Source organism: Candidatus Brocadiia bacterium (assembly GCA_041658285.1).
GTDB lineage: Bacteria > Planctomycetota > MHYJ01 > JACQXL01 > JACQXL01 > JBBAAP01.
This window is the reverse complement of sequence record JBBAAP010000002.1, coordinates 223967-249132: the sequence shown is the minus strand read 5'-3', so window position 1 is coordinate 249132 and position 25166 is coordinate 223967. Positions and strand designations below refer to the sequence as shown.

The window sequence follows — 25166 nt, the reverse complement described above, 5'->3', positions numbered from 1 at the left end:
TTTACTGGTTTTCACCACTCCTTACTTGGTTTTTGTCGGTGCCGGAGGTTTTTGGTTCTTCGGTCCGACCTGCTAATTCAATCGGCTTGGGCAAATCCTTGATAGAGCCCAGCCCCAACAGTTCCAGGAAGTTATTAGTCGTTCCGTATAATATCGGCCGGCCCAGTTCCTCGGCTCGGCCTGAAATCTTGACCAGTTTCTTATCCATCAGCCCGCGGACAATAGCGCTGGAATCGACGCCCCGGATGGCTTCTATCTCGGCCCGGGCGATGGGCTGTTTGTAGGCGATGATGGACAGGGTTTCCAGCGCCGCGTTGGAAAGAACGCCTTCGGAGCGGCTTTCCTTGAGCTTTACCAGGTATGGTTGGTAATCCGTCTTGGTGCGCAGTTGGTATCCGTTGGCTATCTCGAATACGGTAAAAGCGCGTGGGGTTGATTCGTATTCGGTCTTCAGCTCCTGAATCGTTTGTTTGACCTGCTCATCGGTGACATTACCGCCCAGGATATATTTCAGCTTCTTGATATCCAGCGGCTTATCGGACGCGAAAAGCAGCGCCTCGATTATCAGCTTTATGTTCTCGGTTTCGCTCATTTTAACTTAAAAGTAAAGAATTTAGCTTTCTTGCCCAGCATCTCTTCAATCCTGAGCAACTGGTTATACTTGGCCACCCGGTCGGTCCGTGAAGCCGAGCCGGTTTTTATCATTCCCGAATTAGTCGCCACGGCCAGGTCGGCGATAAAGGTATCCTCGGTCTCGCCCGAACGATGCGATATCATCGTGGTATACTTAGCTCGTTCCGCGATGCGGATGGTCTCGAGCGTTTCGCTGACCGTGCCTATCTGGTTGACCTTAATCAATATCGAGTTGGCCACTCCTTCTTCGATGCCACGTTTCAGCCGGACCGGGTTGGTGACGAAAACATCATCGCCCACAATCTGGATTTTCTTGCCGAGTTTCTCGGTTAGAAGTTTCCAGCCGGCCCAGTCATCCTGAGCCATCCCGTCCTCGATGGAAATAATCGGGTAACTTTGGCATAATTTGCTATAGTAGTCAACAATTTGTTCAGAATTCAAGGCCGCTTTGCTGGACTTCTTGAAAACATATTTTCCGTCTCCGCCCGAGGCGGATCCGCCTTCGGCGGAGAAGAACTCGCTGGCCGCGGAGTCGATGGCCAGGGCGATATCGTCCTTGGGCTTGTAGCCGGCCTTTTCGATGGCCTTGATGATGCATTCGAAAGCCTCCTCGTGGCTCTTGAGCGATGGCGCGAATCCGCCCTCGTCACCCACGCCGGTCTGGTAACCTTTTTCCTTGAGCACCTTCTTGAGGTTGTGGAAAGTTTCCGCGCCCATCCGGAGCGCCTGAGCGAACGATTTGGCGCCTCTGGGCACAATCATAAATTCCTGGATGTCCAGGCTGTTATCCGCGTGGGCGCCGCCGTTGATGATGTTCATAAACGGCACCGGCAGTGTGACGGCCTGCGTATCGCCAAGGTATTGGTAAAGCGGCAGTTTTTTGTAGGCGGCCCCGGCCCGGGCAATGGCCATAGACACGGCTGTGGTGGCGTTGGCGCCGAGCTTGCTCTTGGTTTCCGTGCCGTCCAGCTTTATCATCAGCTTGTCAAGCTCTTCCAGCTTGAGTACGTCCTTGCCTTTGAGCGCCGGCGCGATGAGGCGGTTGATATTATCCACGGCCTTGAGCACGCCCTTGCCCAGGTAGCGTTTGGCATCGCCGTCGCGCAGTTCCAGCGCCTCGTGCTCGCCGGTTGACGCGCCGGACGGAGCCGCGCCGCGGCCCATCAGCCCGCTGGCCAGCAGGACATCGGCTTCCACGGTTGGGTTGCCGCGCGAATCGAGTATCTCACGTCCGAATACGCAGTCTATTTTTGACATGTAATTCCTTTCGATATTCTATATTTCTTTTTCTATTTTATCTATTTGAGTTAAATCGCTTACGCCAAGTTTGTAGGTCGCATTGGCGCAGGTATTGAGGTATTCCGATTTCAATGGCGTTTCCTTGGGCATTACGCTGTTGCGTTTCTGCTGGGTGATTTCCTGCCCGACCGCGTCAACGGCTACCGGGTCAAGTCCGGCAATGATGCCGTTATAACGCCAGTGATAGCGGCTGTCATCGCCCGGGCCGCCGTTATAGAGCGGATAGATGGCGTCGCAGACGGTCAGCTTAACCCGGTTCTTGATGGCCGGCAGGCTGTAAATATCGGCTGCGCCGGGGTTGCATTCGTTGTTATAGAAAACCGGCATATCCGCTTCCGGGATTTCGACGGCCTGGTACATATTCATTATCGAACCGGCCAGGCCGGTGTTATCCTTGAATTTATATGTCTTGAGCACGGGTATATTTACCAGAACGCCGCACATCCCGAGGATTTTGGACAGGCGCACCTGCGCTTTGGCTACCGGCGTGGTATTTTCCTCATAGCCGACCAGCGGTTTGGCGAACCTTTGGTTGCGGTGGGTCATCGTGGCTATGCACCTGATTTCGTTAGGCGTCAGGCTGATTTTATACCCGGCCTTTTCCAGTTCGTCCTGGGCCCGGTCCCAAATGATGACATTGCCCGGCTTGACGCTCCGTTTAACCAGCAGTTCAGCCAGCGCGTTGGCCACGGCCGGCCTGGTGGAGTTATTAGCCTCGCCGAAATAGGCGTTGACCTTGAGCCCGATTGTGTTGGTCTTGTCGGGGACGACCGAATCAATCAGTTCCTCGGCCGAGCCCGAGCCGGACAGCACCTTGAGCGCCTCATAGACGGCCCGTTTCACTTCCTGTTCGTTGACTTTATTATCTTCATCAAACATCTTGGGATTGCGGATGATGACCACCTTGGTCTTGCCGGCCGCGAATGCCTTGGGCATAAACAGCTTGGGCGCCAGGTATATCCCGCCGATACCGATGCCGATGGTTCTGATGAAATCCCTGCGACTGATTTTAGATTTGTTACTCATAATTTATAACTCATAACTCATAACTCATAACTTATAACTCATAATTAGGTTATACCACCATTCCCATAATATTGGCTTCGAATACCATTTTGCCGTTGACGGCACCCTGTGCTTGGAACAAGGCCCGGCGGCCCTTCAGGTCGGTGCAGTTGATGATGATGATAAGCTTGTCGCCCGGCACGACCGTGCCCCGGAAACGGGCCTGGTCAACGCCGGCAAAGCCCATGAATTTATCAGCCAATTCGCTGCCGCCGGCCAGCTTGGCGTAAATCGAGGATAACTGCGCGGCCGCTTCTATCATCAGCACTCCGGGCATCAAAGGCCGGCCCGGGATATGGCCCCGGACCCAGAATTCCTCGGCCTTGACGTCCTTAAACCCGACCAGGATATGTTCCTCCTTGCTGAAATAATAGACCCCGTCCGCCTGCTCCATCTCGTAACGGTGCGGGATAAGCTTGCGGATGCCCTCCTTGTCAATGATGACTTTATGGGTATCCAGCTTGGATAAATCGAACAACAAAGGCGACGGCATAGAGACCTTTTCTTCTGAATTAATTTTACCACGAAAGCGCGAAAAAGGAAAAATAAGAAATTTAGTGCTTTCTTACTTTCGTGTCTTCGCCCGTTCCGGGTTCTTGCCCTGAGGATCCGTCAGGGTCCGTAGGGTGGTAAATAAGTATTCGATTTTTCTTTCTATATAATCTTTATACCATATCTAGGATTGAATAACTGTCAATAATTTTCTGGAATCCGGAACTTAAATGATTGACTTGCCGTGAAGAATTAGGTATGTTCTGCTTTAGAATTTAGACTTTGCGTGTGGATGTAAGTAATAATAAATCGTTATGGTAAATGTAAAAAAACTAATTATATTCGTAATGTTGCCAGTTTTTTTGTTGGCAACCGGATGGTACTTGTGGAGTAAGTGGAATTCTCCATCTGGTATTGCACAGAGGTTTATTAATCTTTGTTATGATTCTAGTTCTCGTAAAATAGAGGGTTTTGAGAAGCATATTGACTTTGCTAATGGTTCAAAAGAAATAAAAGAAATGTGGGCCCGCTTGAAAGAAGATGCGTCAAAGGGACACGAAAGGCCTAGTAAAGAAAAGATTGTTGTAATCGGTGAGGAAATTGATGGTAACAGCGCACTTGTTTTTATTCTGTATGGCCCAGAAAGAATTAGTATGTCTGGCAAGCAAACCATTGTCTTGGTTCTTAAAAATGAAGAATGGATTATTACGGACATTCTTGATGGGTGGGGAGAATTTTATCAGGTTATGTGGAATGACTATCATGATGTGATAAGTGCTTTAAGGGGAATTCATAGAGCTGAAACTAGCTTTAAGTCTGATATTAGTATCAATTTAGGCTATTGGGTGGGTGATATTGCTGGTTTGGCATTAATATTAAATAATGGGAAGGCGATAAATCTAATTCCAAAATCAATAGTCGGTGCTGATTATAGCCCATTACCCAAGCACAATATTTATAAGGAAGAAGATACTTCTGTACCTTATCATGGATATTATTTTAGGGCTTTGGAAAAAGACGAAAATGACTCCCCTTATTGGCTGGATAATAAATATTATAATAATACAAAATACGGTATTATTGCTTTTCAGGAACCATATATTATGCCGACGTCAGGAACTAATCTAAAGAGAATAGGTGGAAATGCATTTATTATAAATCAAACAGGGAGTATATATACTAAAAAAGTAGATTTTGATATAACATATTCCGGATTACCACCTGAATTAAGATATTACCCTCTTCCTGACCCTGTATCTGCTGGTTGGCGTTTATGTGAATGATTCTTTCTGAGAGCAGGGGACACTTCCCCTTTTGCCCTTTTCGTGTGGTTGAGACCTCCCTATTTAGCCTATTCTAAACAACGCATTTTACTTGACACGCCCTGCGCGTAAGCATAAGATTACAACTCGTAACGGTGTCGTTATGAGTTATAACGTTGACGTTACGAGTTATAACGTTGACGTTACGAGTTGTAACGTTGACGTTACAAGTTATAACGGTGTAGTTACGAGTTATAACGTTGACGTTATGAGTTATAACGGTGCCGTTATAACGTTAAATTAGTGATTTTTAGCACATATTTAACTGATTTTAGTGGTTTTAGGCTAAATATTGGTTTAAAACACCGGAGTATTAACATGAATAGCCCCACCATTAGGCGGGGTCTAAGAGTCTATAACGGCCTTTGACCACTTCGTGTTCAAAGTCCTAACAGACTCTAAGAGAGGATTATTATGGCAAGAAAAAGAGGCAGTGATTGGATACCTAACCGGGATGATGATTTCTTTAGCCTGCAATCTAATCTGGTGAAAAAAGCCGAGGCCAACAAGACGGCCTGGGGCATTCCGGACAGCGCGATTAATCCGCTGGTGGCCCGCCGGGCCGAATATGAGCCGCGCTACCACAAATCGCAGGATAAAAATACCCGGACCAGCGTGGATGTAATGGCGCACCGCGAGTCGCGCAGGCTTTACGAGAAAGAAATCCGGGTATTTACCAAGGCATACCTGATGTTTAATCCGCTGGTCTCGCCGACCAATAAAATCAGTATGGGCCTGACGGTCCCGGATACCGAGCCATCCCCTCGGCCGCAGATTTCCGGTATCCCGATGGTCGGTTTAAGACCATTGGGCGGCAGTTCTATTGAGGCTACCTGTATCAGGGATACCGACCGGGACCGTCCGAGTATCCACCCCGATGCGGACGGGGTTGAATGCAGATTTATATTTTCCCCGGTGGGCGAGAAGCCCCCGAAAAGCTGGGAGGATTGCCCAAGGACGCAGGTATCTAAGAAGGCGCGGTTTATAATAAAGTGCGGTATGAAAAATGTTGGCCAGCGTTTCTACGGTTTCTTCCGCTGGGCCAACCTGACAAATCCGGACAACAGCGGGCCCTGGAGCAATGCCCAGGGCGCGGTTATCGCCTAAAGAGAACATTCACCCCGTTAGAAGCTTCTGCTTCTAACGGGGCGGGTAAAACGAATAAAGCGAATTAACACAAAGAAGAAATTGAATTATTAGGGATATTCGGTAGATTCGTGTTTATCCGGGATGGGACTTGATTATTTTGACAAGTCGGAAGCAACAATGTATGGATTATAAGAATGAAGTATCTGTGGTATAATGCGGTGGTAGAAGAACGGGGCGGGCTGTATGCCCTGGCCCGGTGGTTCTTCGTTCTCCTGAGCCTGGTTTATGGTCTGGCCATAGCTCTCCGGCGGTTGGTCTACTGGCTGGGCATAGCCAAGCCGGCCAAACTGCCGTGCCGGGTCATCAGCGTGGGCAATATCTCGGTGGGCGGGACGGGTAAGACTCCGTTGGTGGCATACCTGGCTAAATTGCTTTCTCAATCCGGGAAGCGGGTCGGTATCCTGGCTCGTGGATACGGGAAGATAGAAGCAAAGGATACTAATGTAATAACGGATGACGAGGCGTTGGTGCCGGACATTCCCAACGTGGTGCGTGTTGCCCAGCCGGACCGTTTGAGCGCCGGACGCAAACTCTGCGCCGAGCAAAATATAAATAGTATTATCCTGGACGACGGGTTCCAGCACTGGCGGATAAAACGTAATGTGGATATCGTGGTGATTGACAGCGTCAATCCTTTCGGCCATAAGCGTTTGCTGCCGGCTGGGATATTGCGCGAGCCGCTGGGCCAGCTGAAGCGGGCCGATATGTTCGTGCTGACCCATTGTAACTTCGTCGTGCCGGAGATGCTGAACCGGCTGGAGCAATTCCTTAGCCGCTATAATAAGCCCATTGTCAAGACCGTGCATCAGCCGGTGGAGCTGGTGGCAATCAGCGGCCAGGCCGGCCAGATGGATAACCTGGTTAAGGGCGGTTCGGCCAGGATGTTTGAACTGTCCAACGGATTGGCCGGACAGCGAGTCTGGGGTTTTTGCGGCATCGGTTCTCCGGGCCGGTTCCGGGCCACGCTGAACGAACTATCCGAGCTGGCCGGGTTCGATTATTTTCCGGACCATCATATCTATAGCCAGACTGACATAGATAATATTATTGACCGGGCCCGGAAGGCCGATGCCCGGATGCTGGTGACCACCCAGAAGGATGCATTGAGGCTCAAAGCAATAACGGGCATTGATCGGGTAGGTCTGCCCATATATTACCTGCGGATAGAATTGAAGATAATAGACGGCGAAGACGCATTGAGCAAAGCACTGAATCCGAAATCCGAAATACTAAACAAATCCTAATTATCTAATGCCCCAATAGTATGTTGCCTTTCGCCTTAATACTCATCGGGTTCAGCGGTATTGTTGCTCAACTCTTGCTCTTGCGGGAATTGCTCATAGTTTTTATGGGCAACGAGCTGTCCATCGGGGTTATCCTGGCTGATTGGCTGATTCTGGGCGCGGTCGGGGCGTACCTGCTGGGCCGGATAATTAATCGAGTGGAGCGCAAGACCGCGGCTTATGTCATTGCCCAGCTTTTGTTTGCATTGGCTTTACCTCTGTCTGTTTACCTGGCTCGCGATATCCGGTTACTCAGCGGCGCTATGGCCGGAGTGGGATTCGGCTTCCTGGAAATAACTTATTGGTCATTCCTGATACTCCTGCCGGTGAGCGTATTGAACGGGATGATGTTCACCTTTGGATGCCGGATATATTCCCTGGCAAAACCGGATAGTAACGTCGGAAATGTCTATATCCTGGAGACAATCGGCGCGATTGCGGGCGGGTTGGCGTTCACCTATTTATTCACGCCCTATCTGCATTCGTTCCAGACGGCCATTGTTATCTCATCACTGAACCTGTTTAGCGGACTGATTCTTATAGGTTTGCCACAGGCCTGCCCGAACGACTGTTCAGTCGAGCGGGGCTATAAAGAATATAAAATAATTAGTTTTTGTGTGCTTTGTGCCTTTGTGGTAAGCAATATCTTATTATTCGGTTCCGGCGCGGACAGGATGCATTGGGATTCCATAAAGCGCCAGTGGCAGCCGCTTAATGTGGTTGATTACCGCAATTCGCATTACGGCAACCTGGTGGTGACCAAGGAAGAGGGGCAATATACATTTTTCTCCAACGGCCTGCCGGCGATTACCACGCCGGTGCCGGATGTCGGGCACGTCGAGGATTTTGTGCACCTGCCGATGCTGGCGCATCCGGAGCCCAAAGATATACTGGTGCTCTCGGGTGGGGCCGGCGGGGTCATCAACGAGATATTAAAGCATCCATCAGTCCGGCGAATAGATTACGCCGAGATAGACCCTATGCTTTTCGAGTTATTGAGGAAATACCCGACGCCGCTGTCGCAGTCGGAGCTGGATAACCCCAAGGTGCACGTACATAATGTAGACGGCCGGCTGTTCTTGCAGCAGACCAGCCAGCAGTATGATATGATATTCATCGGGGTTTCCAATCCGTCCGATTTGCAGATAAACAGGTTGTTTACAATGGAGTTTTTTGAACTGGCCCGCAAGCGAATTAACAGCGGTGGGCTGTTGGTGTTTGTTTTGCCCGGGTCAGAGTCATATCTTAGTGAAGAACTCAAAAAACTTAATGGTTGCGTTTTATTAATATTTGAGGCCGAAAGACATTTCTATTATGTTATTCCCGGGAATATGAACCTATTTTTGATACCAGAGGTAGGCTCGGAAAACCGTATTACATCAGAGGTGCTGATAAAAAGATTAGAACAACGAAAACTTCATTTGGGATATATAAGTCCAGGATACATCGAGTATAGAATGGATGAAAATAAGGTGAGGTGGTTTAGGGATAACATAAATAATGTGTCCTATAATTCAAACAGAGATTTTTTGCCCAGCGCGGTTATTTACAGCATCGGATATTGGAACGCCATGTTCGCTCCGGAATTTCAGAAGTGGTTCCGGCACGTAGAGGAAATATCGTTTAGTTTTATAGTTCTAATTATAGCGATATTAACCATTTTGATATCTTTGCTGTTGCGTTCAAGAAAAGGTGCATCCCGTATGGCCATTCCCATCGTTCTTGTCAGCACCGGGTTTGCCGGGATGGTCGTAAACCTGATGTTGATATTCGCCTTCCAGGTGGTGTTCGGGTATGTCTTTCATCAGATAGGCTTGATGGTCACGGCTTTTATGGTTGGTATCGCTGCGGGTGGATTTGTTATGACCTTTTATATGGATAAGATAAAATGGCATTTTCAAGCAATGATTATTATAGAAATAATGTTAATTATATTTAGTATAGTGCTCCCGAGGTTACAGGATGTGCAAAACGGCGTAGCAGGGCAGGCAATTTTCCTATTGTGTGCCGGGATGGTTGGCATAGTTATTGGTGCCGAATTCCCGCTGGCAATACGGCTGTATTCGGGCCGGGCCAAAGAGGGTAATTCCTCAGGTGCGGCCGGGTTGCTTTACGGGGCTGACCTGCTGGGCGGCTGGTTGGGCGGTATGGTCGGTGGAGTAGTGCTCTTGCCGGTTATCGGGTTTATAAATACGATTATGGTCATAGTTGTTATCAAGGTTGGCAGTATAATCGTGCTCATTTCAGCCAGGGACAGGGCTTAATCCACATTGGCTAAATACAGCTGATTTTAAGGGTAAATATCATTACTTTTTTGTAACAGAAGACCGCCTTTATTACACCCCGGTAACTGCTTTAGGACCGATTCGAACCAGGTCAGTCGGTTGTATCCATAAACAGCCCGGAAACCGCTAATTTTAAGGTATTTGAGGCATTTTTGAGCTATTTTCCGGCAACCGTTTTTTGGCCATTAGGCACGCTTTTTGCTTAATATTAAGATGGTGTAACATAGGTTAAAAAGGCTGAGGTTTATCTTGACAAAATTGGGTCTTGATTTAGACTGAAATCAGGTAAAATATGCTAAAGAACAACGCCTACAAGAAGCTAAGCTTGGTCATTCTGATAGGGTTGGGCATACTAAGCTATGGCGGATTTTGTGAGGACCAGGCCCGGCAGGTAATCAGCGGCAGCAGCGCCGAGCTTCAGTCGCCCTCAGGCCTGGGAGCCGCCACTTCATCGGCAAACCTGATAACTCTTTCCTGGACTGATAATTCCGGGAATGAAGATGGTTTTCGGATAGAGCGCAAGACCGGCATCAGCGGGACATACCAATCGCTGGTAACGTTGCCGGCCAACAGCACCGTATATTCCGACAGCGCTGTTTCCGAAGTAACCCTGTATTACTACAGGGTTTTTGCTTATAATACAGCCGGAGAAAGCCTGCCTTCCAATGAAGCTTCGGCGACTACGCTCTGGACCATTACCACGGTCGATTCGGCGGGCAATGTGGGCGGATTTACTTCCATGGCCATCGACAGCAGTAATAAAATGCATATCAGCTATTACGACTACAGTAACGCAGATTTAAAATATGCCACCAATGAGTCAGGCAGTTGGGTCAGCACGGCAGTGGAAAGCGTTGGTGACATCGGAGAGTTTTCTTCCATAGCGGTTGACAGCAATAACAAGGTCCATATTTCTTATTACGACCGGACCAATACAAACCTGAAATACGCCACCAATATTTCCGGCGCCTGGCTGGCCTATACGGTCGATGCCGGCGGGCATAACGGGTTTTATTCATCCATCAGTATAGACTCTGACAACAAGGCGCATATCGGTTATTACAACAGCGCTACCAGCGACCTAAAATACGCGACCAATGCTTCGGGCAGTTGGCAGACTTCGACCGTTGATTCAGCCGGACAGGTGGGGTTGTTCTTATCGCTGGTGGTGGACCACAGCAATAAAGTGCACATAAGTTATTATGACCAGACCAACGGCGACCTTAAATACGTGACTAACATTTCCGGGCAGTGGGTGGCGATAGCGGTAGACAGCATCGGAGACGTGGGGTTTTATACTGATATTGCTATTGATTCCAATAACAAGGTCAATATCAGCTACGGTGACTGGACTAATCGCAACCTGAAATACGCCACCAATGCTTTAGGTTCCTGGCAGATGACCACAATTGACGCTATCGGCGATGTGGGTGATTTTACATCCATTGCTGTGGACAGTAAAAATAACAGCCACATAAGTTATTATGACAGCACCAACAAGGCGCTTAAGTATGCCCGGTATAATGCCGGGTTATGGACAACCGGACTGGTTGATTCCAATGAGGTTGGGCAATACGGTTCGATTTGCCTGGGGACCAACCAGGCCTTTATTTCCTATCTTGATATCAAGAACTGGGATTTGAAGTTCGCGTCCAATTCCGCGGGCAACTGGCAGGTTATCCCGGCGCCGTCCGGTCTGGCGGCGGTATCAATGTCAAACACCCAGATTAATCTGTCCTGGATTGATAATTCAACGACTGAGGATGGATTCAAGATAGAGCGCCGCTCCGAGTTTGAAAGTGATTTCAGCGAGGTGGCCAGCCTTGGGCCGAACGTAACGACATGGTCTAATCCCGGATTGACGGTTTACACGCTTTATATTTATCGTGTCAAGGCATACAGCGCTTCGGATAGCAGTTTGTCTTCCAATGAGTCATCAGCCAGGACACTTTACGCCCAGCCTGGGGTGTCGACTTTGTTAACGCCGGCTGATGGCAGTGTTGACGTGCCGGTCAATGCGCTGTTGGTCTGGAATGCCGCCACCAATACGGCAACTTATTTGCTTCAGGTTTCGCCGGTGAGCAGTTTTGCTTCGACCACTATAAATGTCGAGGTCGGCGGAATTTCTTACGCGGCCGTCAGCCTGGCTAACCTGACAACTTATTACTGGCGGGTTCAGGCCAAGAACCCGGGCGGTGCCGGGAGCTGGTCAGCTGTTTTTAGTTTTACCACCATAATTGCGGCGCCGGATAAACCAACGGTATCATCGCCTACATCAGGGGTGATTGATATGAGTATCAATCCGATCTTATTCTGGAACGCCGCAGCGCGGGCTTCGTATTACCGGTTGCAGGTCTCGGCGGACAGCGATTTTTCCAGTCTTATCCTGGACCAGGCTAATTTAACTGCCACCAGCTATGCACTTTCGTCACTGGCTAATTTGACCGCATATTACTGGCGTGTTAATGCCACCAACATTGGCGGGGTAAACGTCTGGTCTGATACAGCCAGTTTTACTACCATCATCGCCGCGCCGGCAACGGCGCCGGTTTTGGCCACGCCGGCTGACGGGGCGACCTGGCTTTCGTTCAGCCCGACTTTCAGCTGGAGCGCTGTGAACACGGCGTCATCGTACCGGATACAGGTATCGACCGCATCGGATTTCTCTGTACTGGTTGTTGACCAGAGCGGTATTGCCGTGACCTTGTATCAGGGCGCCACTTTAGATAATAATGTTATCTTTTACTGGCGTGTTTGGGCAGCTAATAACGGCGGTATCGGCCCCTGGTCAGGAACGAGCAGTTTCACTACGGCATTATCCATACCGTTAGCACCGGTTTTGTCAGCTCCGGCTAACAACGCCGGTAATATAGCGATTAATCCAACGTTGGTCTGGAACATCACCAACGGCGCCGCTTCTTACCGGTTGCAGTTATCCGCAGACAGCAGTTTTGCTTCAACTATTGTTGACCAGTCGGGTATTACCGGTACCAGTTTGGCTGTTACCGGTCTGGCTAACTTAACCGCTTATTACTGGCGGGTTAACGCCACCAATATCACCGGCACTGGGCCGTGGTCGTCAGTTTGGTCGTTCACGACTATTATAGCCGCTCCGGCCCAGCCGGTTCTGAGTGCGCCGGCAGATGCGGCAGGCGGAACAGCTCTTAATCCGACATTATCCTGGGATGCTGCGGCCAGGGCTTTAACCTATGCTGTTCAGGTGGCTACCGATGCGTTGTTCAGCAGCCTGATTGTTAATCAGAATAGTATCTCGGGGATTTCATATCAGGTATCTGGATTGTTAAACAATACGGTTTATTACTGGCGAGTCAAGTCGGTTAATATAGGTGGAGAAAGCATCTGGTCGTTATACCGGACGTTTACCACTATTGTGGTTGCTCCGGTTTTGACGTCTCCGGCCAATAACGCCACGCTGGTTGCAGTTAATCCGACTTTGGTCTGGTCCGACGTGGCAGGAGCTACAGTGTACCAGGTCCAGGTTGCTACGGATAGTAGTTTCGCTTGGATTATCCTGGACCAGGCTGGACTTAATGTGACAACGACCGGGTTGAGCGGGCTGGCCAATTACACTCCTTACTATTGGCGGGTCAAGGCCGGGAACGCCGGCGGAACTTCAGGCTGGTCTGCAGTTTTTAAGTTTACTACAATAATAGCTGCGCCGGACAAGCCGATACTGTCTTCGCCGGGATCCGGCGTCACGGGGATAGCCGTCAATCCTTTTTTGCAGTGGGGCGCCGCGGCCAGGGCGGCTTATTATCGTTTGCAGACATCGGTCTCGGCGTCTTTTGCCACGACCATTAATGACCAGAATAATATTAACCTAACTTTTTATAACCTGAGTGGGCTGGTTAACAATACCATGTATTATTGGCGGGTGAGTTCCATCAATGCCGGCGGTACCAGCGACTGGTCGGATACGGGTTATTTTACTACCATCATCGCCGCGCCTCCAGTGCCGGCCCTTTCTTATCCGGCCAGTGATGCGGTGGATATCCCGCCTAGCGCAACCTTGCTTTGGAATCCTTCCAGCGATGCGGTATCATATGGTTTGCAGATATCAACAGTGATTAATTTCGCAACGACGGTGATTAACCAGTCCGGGATAACCGCGACTTCATATGCGATTAATCCGGCATTGAATTATAGTAGCGTATATTACTGGCGGGTTAATGCCTCTAACGCCGGGGGCACGTCCGGTTGGTCGCTCATCCGTAAATTTACTGTGGCGCCTCAGCCGCCGGCCCAGCCGGTCCTGAGCTCGCCGGCGGATAATGTTACCGGGCAATGGTTACCTCCGGCATTGCAATGGAACGTTGATACCAATGTGCATTCTTATATACTGCAGGTTGCCACCAGTTCTGATTTCGCCAGTCCGGTGGTTAGCCAAAGCGGAATCGCCGCGAATTCTTTCCAGCCGGGAAGTTTATTAAATAATACGCTTTATTATTGGAAAGTAAAGGCCGTGAATAACGGGGGCCAGAGCGATTGGTCTTCATACCGGAGATTCAAGACGGTTATATCAACTCCAACTTTGGTATCGCCGGCAAACGAGGCTACCGGGGTAGCGCTTAGCCCTACTGTGGAGTGGGGCGCCTCTTTCGGAGTGACTTCTTACAGGATTAATATCGCGACAGATTCCGGGTTCGGCAACATTATCGTAAACCAAAACTCGGTGGTGACGTCTTACGCCGCGGCGCTGTCCAGCGGTGTTACTTATTACTGGCGTGTTAGTGCGGCTAATGCCGAGGGAATTTCGCCTTGGTCGACAGCCCGGAGTTTCACGACCATTCCGCCCATACCGGCCCAGCCGCAGCTTAATTCCCCGGCTGATGCCGCAACTAGGATATCGAGCAGCCCGGCCCTGAAATGGGATTCGGCAAACTACGCTTCAAATTACAGGTTACAGGTTGTTACCGGCACTGATTTCTCAGTAGTGCCGTTGGCTTTTGACCAGTCCGGCATAGTCAATACTTACAAGGCTGTAACGGTTTTGGCTAACGATACCCAATATTCATGGCGTGTTAATGCCAGTAATATTAGTGGTTCTTCGGCTTGGTCGGCTGAAAGAAGTTTTAGGACCATACCGGTAGTTCCGGACCAGCCGACATTGATATCGCCGACCAACAGCGCAGCCGGACTGTTTGTTAATTTTGATTTGGAATGGGATCCCGTTACGAACACCACGGTTACCTATCGCTTGAGAATTGCCTCGGATATGTCTTTTTCGACCACAGTATTTGACCAGGATGGCATAGCAACGACTTCGCGTAACGTAAGCGGAATATTCAGTTATGCCAAGCGGTATTATTATCAGGTTAAAGCCATTGGCGTTAATCTGGAAGAGAGCGACTGGTCAGCGGCCTGGACATTCACCACCCTTATCGGAACACCGTCTTTGTCTTCTCCTCGGAACGGCGTAATAAATTTTCCAAACAGTCCGGTATTCGGTTGGGATCAGGCCATCGGGGCGGATAAATACCGGCTTCAGGTGGCGTTAGATAGCGGATTTGTAACTATTGTTTTTGATCAGAGTAATATTTCGTCGCTGACTTATCCGGTAGCCGGATTGAACTACTCAAGTACTTATTATTGGCGGGTGCAGGCAAGCAGTCCGGATGTCACGTCAGACTGGTCGTCCGGCTGGAATTTTAGGACTACTGTAAATATCTCTAATCCAGGCGGCGGCTGGTGGGGGTATTACAAGCCTATAACCATAAGCAATACATCCGCGACGATTGCCAATTATCAGGTGGTGGTTAACCCGTTTAATGATGCAATTCCATTAAATAACAACGGGTTGGTTCTTAGTCTCCATTTCAATGATACGGTTGGGACAGTGAATGGTCCAGTTTTGGATAGAAGTAACTATTTTAATGCCGCAACATTAAGCGGATTCAACAGTCCGAATGGTATTATCAGCGCTGGTAAGTTCGGCAACGGATTAAGTTTTGATCGGAGTAATGACTATGTTGGATTAACTTTGTCTGGAGTGGATATTTCAACGGCTAATGCTAAAACATCAGTTGAATTCTGGATGTATTGGGATGGAGTTGAGGGAGTTATGCCGTTCGGTTGGACCGATTATTATTTGTATTTTGCCGGAGGCGCGTTTGGGTTTAATACGGCAGAAGGGAATATTTACGGGATTTCTTCGGCCGGGCTGGCTAACCGCTGGGTTCACGTGGTGGCTATTTTTAATAACGGTGATATCACGTTGGGCTCGATATTTATAGACGGCGTGCAAAAGGTTTTGAGCCAACAGTTAGGAGGCCCGACGAATTCTAATAGAAATATCGCGGCAACGGCCAGAATCAGCGGTTGGAATACGAATAATCTTTACAGGTTCGGCGGTACCATAGATGAGTTCAAGATGTATAATCGGGTGCTTTCGACGGTAGAAGTCCAGGCTCATTATAACGCCGGAAGTAATACTGGCTCGAACAGGATTAAAAGCGATTACGCGGATATAAGGTTTACCAATTCCGATATGTCTCAGGAGTTGTCATTTTGGCAGGAGGCGGATAATAGATTCTGGGTTAAGGTGCCGTCTTTGCCCAATGGCAATACCATTATTCGGATGCTTTACGGGAACGTTGCGGCTAGTGCCTCCAGCGATATTACTAATACCTTTATATTTGGAGAAGATTTTTCGACCGGCACGCTCAGCGCGTCTAAATGGACTAGTACTTCTTTGCTATATTATATAAGTTCGGGAGTACTAAACGGCTGGTCGGATGGTACAAGCTGGAAAGGCTTGACTAGCGCTTACACCTGTGGTCCGTCTGACGCCGTTATCTGGGAAACGATGTATAAGAGTGATGCGGTAAACAATGTGCGCCTTTATTTCGAGCAGTCCGCTAATCGTTTTGCCATACAACCTTGGCCCGGCGGTACCGGACCGCAGATGCAATACCGTGAAAATGGCGGTAGTTACACTAATGGATCGCAATACGCGACCACGTCAGCCAATACTTGGTACATCTATCGGATAACCCGCCTATCATCGATCGGATTTAAAGCTATAACTTTGGGATCCAATTATAACCAGCTGGGAACAGATACTAAGGCATCTGATTATTGGAACTCTGTGACATTTAGATTGAGTCAGGCCGAATACAGCACAGTGAATAGTTGTTATGACTGGATAAGGGTCAGGAAGTATCTTGCTGTGGAGCCGACAACTTCTGTTGGCGCCGAAAATTCTATAAACTCAGTCTCTAACATGGATTCCATAGTGGTATCAACAACCCAGATAAATATTTTTTGGCAGGATAACTCAGATAATGAGGATTATTTTGAGATAGAACGCTCCCCGGACGGACTGGCCTGGGCGCAGATTGCCACGGCCACGGCCAACAGCATGGCGTATTCGGATACCGGTTTGACTCCAGATACTGATTATTATTACCGGGTCAAGCCGTACAATCTGACCATAGGCGATGGCGCAGTTTCTAATGTCACGATAAACCGGACCTCAATTCCGGCTGTACCGTCCGGATTGATAACAACCACGGTTACATCATCATCAGTTAGCTTGCAGTGGATGGATAATTCCAATAACGAGGATGGATTCAAGGTGCAAAGAAAGACCGCCTTGTCAGGGACTTATGCCGATTATGCCACTTTGCCACGGAATACGACTTCGTGGACCGATAATAACGTTTTATTATTCAACAGATATTATTATTACAGGGTGTACGCTTATAATAATATAGGGGATAGCTCTACGTCAAACGAAATCTTTGCCATTCCAAACTTTTCCAATAACGGTAACGGCAACTGGGCGTATTTCAAGACTATTACGGCTACAAATACCGGCTCAGCGCTGACGGATTACCAGGTACAGATTAATCCGTTTACGGATTCTGATTTTATCAATAATACGGGATTAGTCGGGAGTTGGCATTTCTCTGAATCCCTGACTGACACCTCAACCGTTACGACCGATATGTCCGGTTTAGGTAATAACGGTACGTTGACCAGCAGCCCCACCCGGGTGGTTGGACGTTTTGGTAACGCGCTTTCATTTAATAATACCAACATGTATGTGAGTGTTCCTGATAAACCTGAGTGGAATTTCGGAACAAACTCATTTACCATAGAACTTTGGGCGAAATGGAATAGTTTAGCTGATATCGAAAGTATCATCGGCCAGTCAAATGGGGGCGGTAATAACTTAAAATGGTCTCTGGTGAAAAACATGAATACCAGTTTTGCATATAATAACACACTTATAACATTTAATTTTATGAATCCGGCTGGGACTAATTATTTTGCTTCGTGGAACTGGACGGCTAATACGACTACCTGGTATCATATTTCAGTAGTGAGAAATGGGAGTAATTGGTATTTATATGTTAATGGCGTGGAAACCGGTGGGGTTCAAACCCAATCTGCGGCAATGCCAGATGTTTCTAGCAATTTGCGCATTGGAACCGACGGTGAGGCGTGGAATTATCTCAACGGGCTTATAGATGAGGTCAGGATTTACAACCGGGCGCTGGTGGCTTCTGAGATTGTTACTCGCTACAACGCAGGGACTTTCAAGATATCGATGGATTACAAGGACGTTCGTTTTGCTAATTCAGATTTAACCGCGGAATTGCCTTATTGGCAGGAAGCGGATAATCGTTTCTGGATTAAAATACCTTCTATTCTGGCTGGTGATACTCCTATCAAGATGTTCTACGGTAATGCTTCGGCGACCTCGTCTTCAAACGGTTATAACGTATTTGATTTTTTTGATGATTTTGATAACTATACTGCAGGCGGCATTGATGGGCAAGGCGGCTGGACGCAGACCGGTAGTGGGACAACCAATGATGTCTCAACCAATAGAGCTATTTCCGGCAAGAGTTTACGCCATTGGTATAACAGCGGTTATGGGACAGTTTATAAATCAATTCCGGCCCAGACAAATGCCTTTGTGGCGGAATGGAATCAGAACCATATTGCCGCTAATAGCGGTTTGTGTTTCGGAGACGGTACGTTATATGGCGATTATAATGGCGGTTGGGTCACGACGTACAATTCGACTGGAAAGTTGCTCTACTATAAAGATGCCGGGGATTATAATTTATTGAGCTATACTCTTGATAGGTGGTATCGTATAAAAACAGTAATAAACCCCGTTACCCAAAACATTAAGGTTTCTGTGAATGATACCGGACCTTTATATGACGGCGATATGCGCGGTAATGTCACATCTTTTGATAAAGTACTTGTGCCGTTGTATACCAGCGGATATAATACTTATATAGATAATATCCGTATCCGCAAATACAGCGCTGTTGAGCCGGCAGCGACTGTGATTTCTGCTGAGGTGCCGATTAACCAGGCTAGCAACCTGGCGGCAAATGTCGTTTCCGGTAATCAGGTTGATCTTGTCTGGAATGATAATTCATTCGGCGAGTTGGGGTTTAAGATAGAGAAGTCTTTTGACGCGGGTAACTGGACCGAAATCTGGACGACATCGCCCAATATTAATATATATTCGGATACCACGGTTACACCTACCGGGGTCTATTATTACCGTGTCCGGTCTTATGATGATGGCGGGAATCATCCTTATTCATCCTATATAACGGCTACGACTATTGCTCCGATAGCGCCTACTAACCTGTTGACTAACACGGTCACAACGTCGGCAATATCCTTGAGCTGGAATGATAATTCTGTCAGCGAGAATGGATTCTATTTGGAGCGCTCCTCGGATGGCGCCTATTGGGCGGTAACCATAACCGTGCCGGCCAATATAACCTCGTATGCCGATACCAGCCTGTCTATGAATACGGTTTATTATTACCGGTTGTTGGCGTTTAACGGCATCGGCAACAGTAGCTATTCCAATGTTATTTCCTCTACCACCGTATCGCTTTCCAATGGCGGAGGCGGTAAATGGCAGTATTTCAGGCAAATAACCGTAGCCAATACCGGTTCCAACCTGACTGATTACCAGGTGCAGATTAATCCATTTAATGATTCTAATTTTATTAATAATACGGGATTAGTCGGGAGCTGGCATTTCTCCGAACCATTGACCGATACTTCCACTGCTATGGCAGATATGTCCGGTTCAGGTAATAACGGGACATCGGGTACTGTCCCAACTCGGGTGCCCGGAAGGTTCGGCAATGCACTTTCATTTGATGGCTCCGGTAATTATTATGTTACTTTGAGCGCCACGCCAATTTTGGGAACAGGCTCATTTGCTATTGAATCATGGATTAAAACAGCCATTACTGATACCAGGAAGCAGATTATTAATTTTGGTGTTCCGGCTACTGCAAACCAGGGCGTCTGGTTCTTTGTTAATGCATCTAATCAATTGGAATTTGATTTGAGTGGTGCTGCGGGGCCTACTTCTGCGGCACCTGTAACTGACGGAAATTGGCATCATGTCTGTGCCGTATACAACGGAACGAATGTACAGTTATATATTGATGGCAGCGCTAACGGCAGCCCCGTGGCGATGTCTCCTAATATTCAATCGTCCGCTTACAACGCTATTGGCGCCCGGGCAGATGCGTTCCTCTGGTATTTCAACGGGCTTATAGACGAAGTGCGTATCTATAATCGGTCGCTATCCCTGGCTGAAATCCAGGCCCAGTACAATGCCGGCACGCCCAAGGTTAGGCACGACTACACCGATATCAGGTTTACCGATGCGGCTATGACCCGGGAATTTCCGTACTGGCAGGAAACGGATAATAAGTTCTGGGTTAAAATCCCCTCTCTGCCGGCCGGGAATACCCATCTGAAGATGTTCTATGGCAATGCCTCGGCTACCGACTCTTCCAGCGGAACTGATACTTTTATATTCTTTGATGACTTTATCGGCCCGTCTATAGATACTAATAAGTGGCAAGCCAGTGGAACCTATCAGACAATAGAAAATGGTCGGCTTAAGGTGACCGGCGGGACAGGCAGTTGGGATAGTGGGATGTATTCCAAACAGGCATTTGATCGTGATAACTGGGCGGTGGAGGCTGATTTCCAGACATATGGTAGTGTTAATTCTATGTGGGGTGTTAATCAGGCAAATCCATCTGACTATAGTTATGATAAGTATCCTCATAATTTATATCCTAATAACACCACTTCGTTAACAACTTATGAATATGCTTCAAATACCGGGTCTGATGTTACTTCCTTCAGTCAGGGCAGTCCGTATAAATTTAGGATTATGGTTAAGGCGTCAAGCGGCGCATCGTATTATATCAGCACCAACGGAGGTAATACGTACCAATTATGCCGTGATTCTACGGCAGATGGGACCTCGCCATTAAGAATAGGTTACGCCGGTTATAGCCGTCAATTCTATATAGATAACTGGCGTATCCGCAAATACGCGGCGGTTGAACCGATGTTAACATTGATTTCCACGGAGGTCCCGGTAAATCAGACCAGTAATTTAGTAGCAACTGTGGTTTCCGGGAATCGGGTTGATTTGGCTTGGGATGATAATTCGCTGGGCGAAAGCGGGTTTAAGATTGAGCGCTCGCCGGACGGCTCAAGCTGGATCGAGATTGGCACCGCCCTGCATAACATTACGGTTTATAGCGATACCACCGTAACGCCGACTAATACTTATTATTATCGGGTCAGGTCTTATGACTTCCTTTTAGACCATCTTTATTCTAACACTGAGTTAACCCGGACTTCTTTGCCTGATGCGCCGTCCGGGCTGATAACTACGACAGTTTCTTCGTCGTCTATAACCTTGCAATGGGTTGATAATGCCAATAACGAGACCGGATTTGAGGTCTGGAGTTCTATGGACGGAATAACTTATACCTTGCTTGCCACGCTTGATCGTAATACCACTTCCTATACCGACAGCGGTCTTTTGATGGGAACCGCATATGCCTATAAAGTTCGTGCTTATAACGGCATTGGTGGTGATTATTCCAATATAATCAGCTCAATTACTCCTATTATGGATGCAACAGGCGGAACGATTACATATTTTGGTAATTATAAGATCCATACTTTTACTTCAAGCGGAACATTTACCGCTACAGGTGGGGATGTGGAAGTGTTTGTTGTTGCCGGCGGCGGGAGCGGCGGACATCACACTACAAGTAATGGCAATGGTGGTGGTGGTGGTGGTGGTGTGATTTATAACACATCATTTGCCGTTACTGGACAGGCATATACTGTAACCGTTGGAAATGGTGGCGCTGGAATTCCCAATGGGACCGGAGCAGCAGGGAATAATGGACAAAATTCCGTTTTTAGTTCACTCACAGCAATTGGTGGTGGCGGTGGTGGCAGTACAGCTGGATATAGTGGTAAGAATGGTGGCAGTGGCGGTGGCTCGTGCGGTAATAGTTATGGGTATGGGGTTTCTACTCAAACAGGCGGCTATGGAAATTCCGGCGGTAATGGTGCCGGTACTTTACAGCCGGGTGGTGGCGGCGGCGGCGCCAGCAGTGCCGGAGTCGCTACTAATGGCTCATTACCAGGAAATGGAGGAACTGGGTTTGCCTGTTCAATTACCGGCTCATTAAAATATTATGCCGGCGGCGGTGGCGGTGGTGGTAACAGCAGCGAGCGGGCCGGCGATGGTTTTGATGGTGGTGGTCGCGGCGCTGGCACTACCTCATACTACGCTTACAATTTCTATCCTGTAGAAGTTAACGCAACAACACGAGGAAGTTCTACCCCTAATGCAATTGCAAATACCGGCGGCGGCGGTGGTGGCGGTTCCTACTGGGCAACCAGTTATTGTACTGGCTCGGGTGCAGGCGGTTCCGGCATAGTCATAGTCAGGTATTTAATACAGAGTGGCTTAAATATTACCACTAATTTAGTTGCGCAGGTAATTTCCGAGACATCTGTGAAGTTAACCTGGCAGGATAATTCTCCCGGTGAGAATGGATTCAAGATAGAACGCTCGCCGGATGGCTCAAGTTGGGCGCAGATAGACACCGTCCCGGCTAATACCACGGTTTATACCGACACGAGTGTTTCAGCTGTGACCGCCTATTATTATCGGGTCCGGTCTTATAACTTCCTGGTGAATCATCAGTATTCTAATACAGAACCAACCCGGACTGCTTTGCCTGATGCGCCGTCAGGGCTGATAACTACCACAGTTTCATCATTATCCATTGCTTTGCAATGGAATGATGATGATAATGAGACTGGGTTTGAGGTCTGGCGCTCTATGGATGGTGTAACCTATACCCTGCTTGCCACGCTTGGTCGTAATGTTATTACTTATACCGATAGTGCGGTATTAATGGCAACAGCATATGCCTACAAGATTCGGGCCTATAATGGCATTGGAAATAGTAATTATTCCAGTCCGGTTAGCCAAATAACATTATCTAGCGTAGTCGCAACAGGCGGAACAATTACATATCTTGGTGGTTATCCAATTCATACTTTCACTTCAAGCGGAGTATTTACAGTTACAAGTGGCGGAAATATTGAGGTTTATGCTTGGGGCGGCGGGGGGGCCGGCGGGACTGTCGGCGGCTGGAGCTATGGCGCTCCGGGCGGGGCCGGCGGCGCCGCTCAAGGTATATTAAGTGCAACTTCCGGCGCAATCTATAATATTGTAGTTGGCGGTGGAGGAGTGGTCTGGTCATATCCTACCGGCGCAACGGGTGGCGGCGGCCCGGCATCGAACAATAATTCTGATAATAGGTACTCAGGTGGAGGTGGTGGTTATTCCGGAATCTTCGCATCATCCGTTTCTCAGGCCAATGCCCTTATCATTGCCGGTGGCGGTGGCGGCGGCGGCAGCAGCCGTGCCGGAACCGGAAATGCCGGCGGCGCCGGCGGCGGCTCATCAGGCCAACAAGGATATTCACCTTATCTAGCAAACTTTGGCGGCAATCCAGGAACCCAGTCTTCTTATGGGGTTGATGTCACCGGGCAGTACAGCACGAATATTGGTTTCGGAGGACAAGGCGCTTTGCAGGGCGGTATGCCTTTGATGAACAGCTATGGCGGCGGCGGCGGCGGCGGCTACTGGGGCGGCTCAGCCGGAGGCTATCAGGAACCCAATAGTATGTCCGGCGGCGGCGGCGGTTCAGGTTACCTTTCTTCCACAGCGATATCATCCGGCGTGTTAACCGCCGGTTCCGGCACAATACCGGGCGATTCTGCCAATTCTTTAAGAGGCACTGCCGGAGATGCAGGCGTGGTAGCGGGCAATGGGTATTCCGGCATAGTAATAGTGAAGTGTTTAACAAATACCGCTGTCAATATTGCCACTAACCTGGTCGCTAAAGTAAATTCCGCGACAGAGGTTGTATTGACCTGGCAGGACAATTCGCCCGGCGAGAACGGATTCAAGATAGAACGTTCGCCGGACGGCTCAAGTTGGACTCAGATTGATACCGTCCCGGCCAATACCACGGTGTACACTAACACAGGTCTTTCGGCCGGCACCACCTATTATTACCGGGTCAGGTCTTATAACTTCCTTGTAAACCATCCTTATTCTAACCAAGATATAGCCCGGACTGTAGCGCCACTGGCGCCGTCTAATCTGACAGCCGCTGCGGTAACTATAGATATAACCCTTCAATGGACAAATAATTCTCTTGGTGAGCAGGGGTTCCAGTTAGAACGCTCATTAAATGGTACCAGCTGGACCGTTACCCAGACAATTACTGCTAATACCACCGTGTATACCGATACAGGACTCGCAAATTTCACTACTTATTGGTATCGAATCAGGTCATATAATGGCTTGGGAGTCAGCACTTACTCAAATATTATCAGCGCTACTACTTTTGTGGTAGTAAATGTCACCTTTAATCCTACCGGGACTGGTCAAACCGGAACGATCCAAAACTGGACAGCGCCTTATACCGGTGTTTTCCATATAGAAGTTTGGGGTGCTCAAGGTGGACAAGGTAGTTCTTACACACAATACACACCTGGAAAAGGCGCAAGGATGAGGGGTGATTTTAATCTAACTGCAGGAACTCAATTGAAGATATTAGTTGGGCAGCAAGGTCCTAGCGGTACTTACGATGGAGGAGGTGGTGGTGGAACGTTTGTTACTGATAATAGCAATAGCCCGCTAATTATCGCAGGTGGTGGTGGTGGGTCCAGTTATAATGGTTCTGGGGTTGATGCTACTACTTCAAATAATGGAACTGCTGGACAAAGCGGTGGAACTGGTGGGACAGGCGGTAGTGGTGGTACTTCGGGAGGATATGCCGGACCAGGCGGCGGGCTGACTGGTAATGGAGGCACTGCTCCATCCAGCGGTTTAGCGGGTGGTTATGCTTTTATAAACGGAGGTAATGGAGGACCTACCGGTTCTTACATCTACGGTGGATTTGGCGGTGGCGGTGGTACGCACGGCAATGGCTGGGGTGGCGGCGGTGGCGGTGGTTATTCTGGCGGCGGCGCATCAAATAGTTCTCAGTATGGTGGTGGTGGCGGTGGTTCTTATAATGCCGGGACGAATCAAGATAATACTGGCGGCGTCAGGACCGGGAGTGGTCTGGTAATCATTACGAATTAATTATAAAGATAATATTTCAGGGTGGGGACAGACACCACGGGCGAAAACGTTCTAATCAGGTTTATTCCAAGTATAATTTTTGTAAAACAATTCTATCCTCCATATCTATAACTTGTACTAC

Annotated in this window: 9 protein-coding genes; 5 read left to right on the top strand and 4 right to left on the bottom strand. The window is 48.5% G+C overall.

Annotated features, from left to right (window positions below; translation table 11 throughout):
* Position 1: 1 nt before the first annotated feature.
* The 4 genes from scpB to WC980_03065 are packed head-to-tail and all read right to left on the bottom strand — an operon-like array spanning position 2 to position 3490.
* On the bottom strand, positions 2-592 hold the full coding sequence (scpB, locus tag WC980_03080; GenBank protein MFA5794037.1) for an SMC-Scp complex subunit ScpB: 591 nt from the start codon (positions 590-592) through the stop codon (positions 2-4).
* Positions 589-1890: a phosphopyruvate hydratase gene (eno, locus tag WC980_03075; protein MFA5794036.1), complete on the bottom strand. Its 1302-nt coding sequence runs from the start codon at positions 1888-1890 to the stop codon at positions 589-591. The genes scpB and eno overlap by 4 nt, the downstream gene beginning before the upstream one ends.
* Before the next feature lie 18 nt (positions 1891-1908).
* Positions 1909-2958: a DUF362 domain-containing protein gene (locus WC980_03070; GenBank protein MFA5794035.1), complete on the bottom strand. Its 1050-nt coding sequence runs from the start codon at positions 2956-2958 to the stop codon at positions 1909-1911.
* A 49-nt stretch (positions 2959-3007) separates the two neighbouring features.
* On the bottom strand, positions 3008-3490 hold the full coding sequence (locus WC980_03065; GenBank protein MFA5794034.1) for a 3-hydroxyacyl-ACP dehydratase FabZ family protein: 483 nt from the start codon (positions 3488-3490) through the stop codon (positions 3008-3010).
* A 313-nt stretch (positions 3491-3803) separates the two neighbouring features.
* On the opposite strand from WC980_03065, the gene WC980_03060 reads away from it, so the two are divergent.
* The 5 genes from WC980_03060 (at position 3804) to WC980_03040 (ending at position 25045) form a co-directional block, all read left to right on the top strand.
* Positions 3804-4772, top strand: a complete 969-nt coding sequence (locus WC980_03060; GenBank protein ID MFA5794033.1) for a DUF2950 family protein — start codon at positions 3804-3806, stop codon at positions 4770-4772.
* 453 nt (positions 4773-5225) lie between these two features.
* On the top strand, positions 5226-5918 hold the full coding sequence (locus WC980_03055; protein MFA5794032.1) for a hypothetical protein: 693 nt from the start codon (positions 5226-5228) through the stop codon (positions 5916-5918).
* Positions 5919-6094: 176 nt separating this feature from the next.
* On the top strand, positions 6095-7204 hold the full coding sequence (gene lpxK, locus WC980_03050; GenBank protein ID MFA5794031.1) for a tetraacyldisaccharide 4'-kinase: 1110 nt from the start codon (positions 6095-6097) through the stop codon (positions 7202-7204).
* 20 nt (positions 7205-7224) lie between these two features.
* Entirely contained in the window at positions 7225-9507 is a 2283-nt protein-coding gene (locus tag WC980_03045) for a spermine synthase (GenBank protein MFA5794030.1), read from the top strand.
* Between the two features lie 313 nt (positions 9508-9820).
* Positions 9821-25045: a DUF2341 domain-containing protein gene (locus WC980_03040; protein ID MFA5794029.1), complete on the top strand. Its 15225-nt coding sequence runs from the start codon at positions 9821-9823 to the stop codon at positions 25043-25045.
* The last annotated feature ends 121 nt before the right edge of the window (positions 25046-25166 follow it).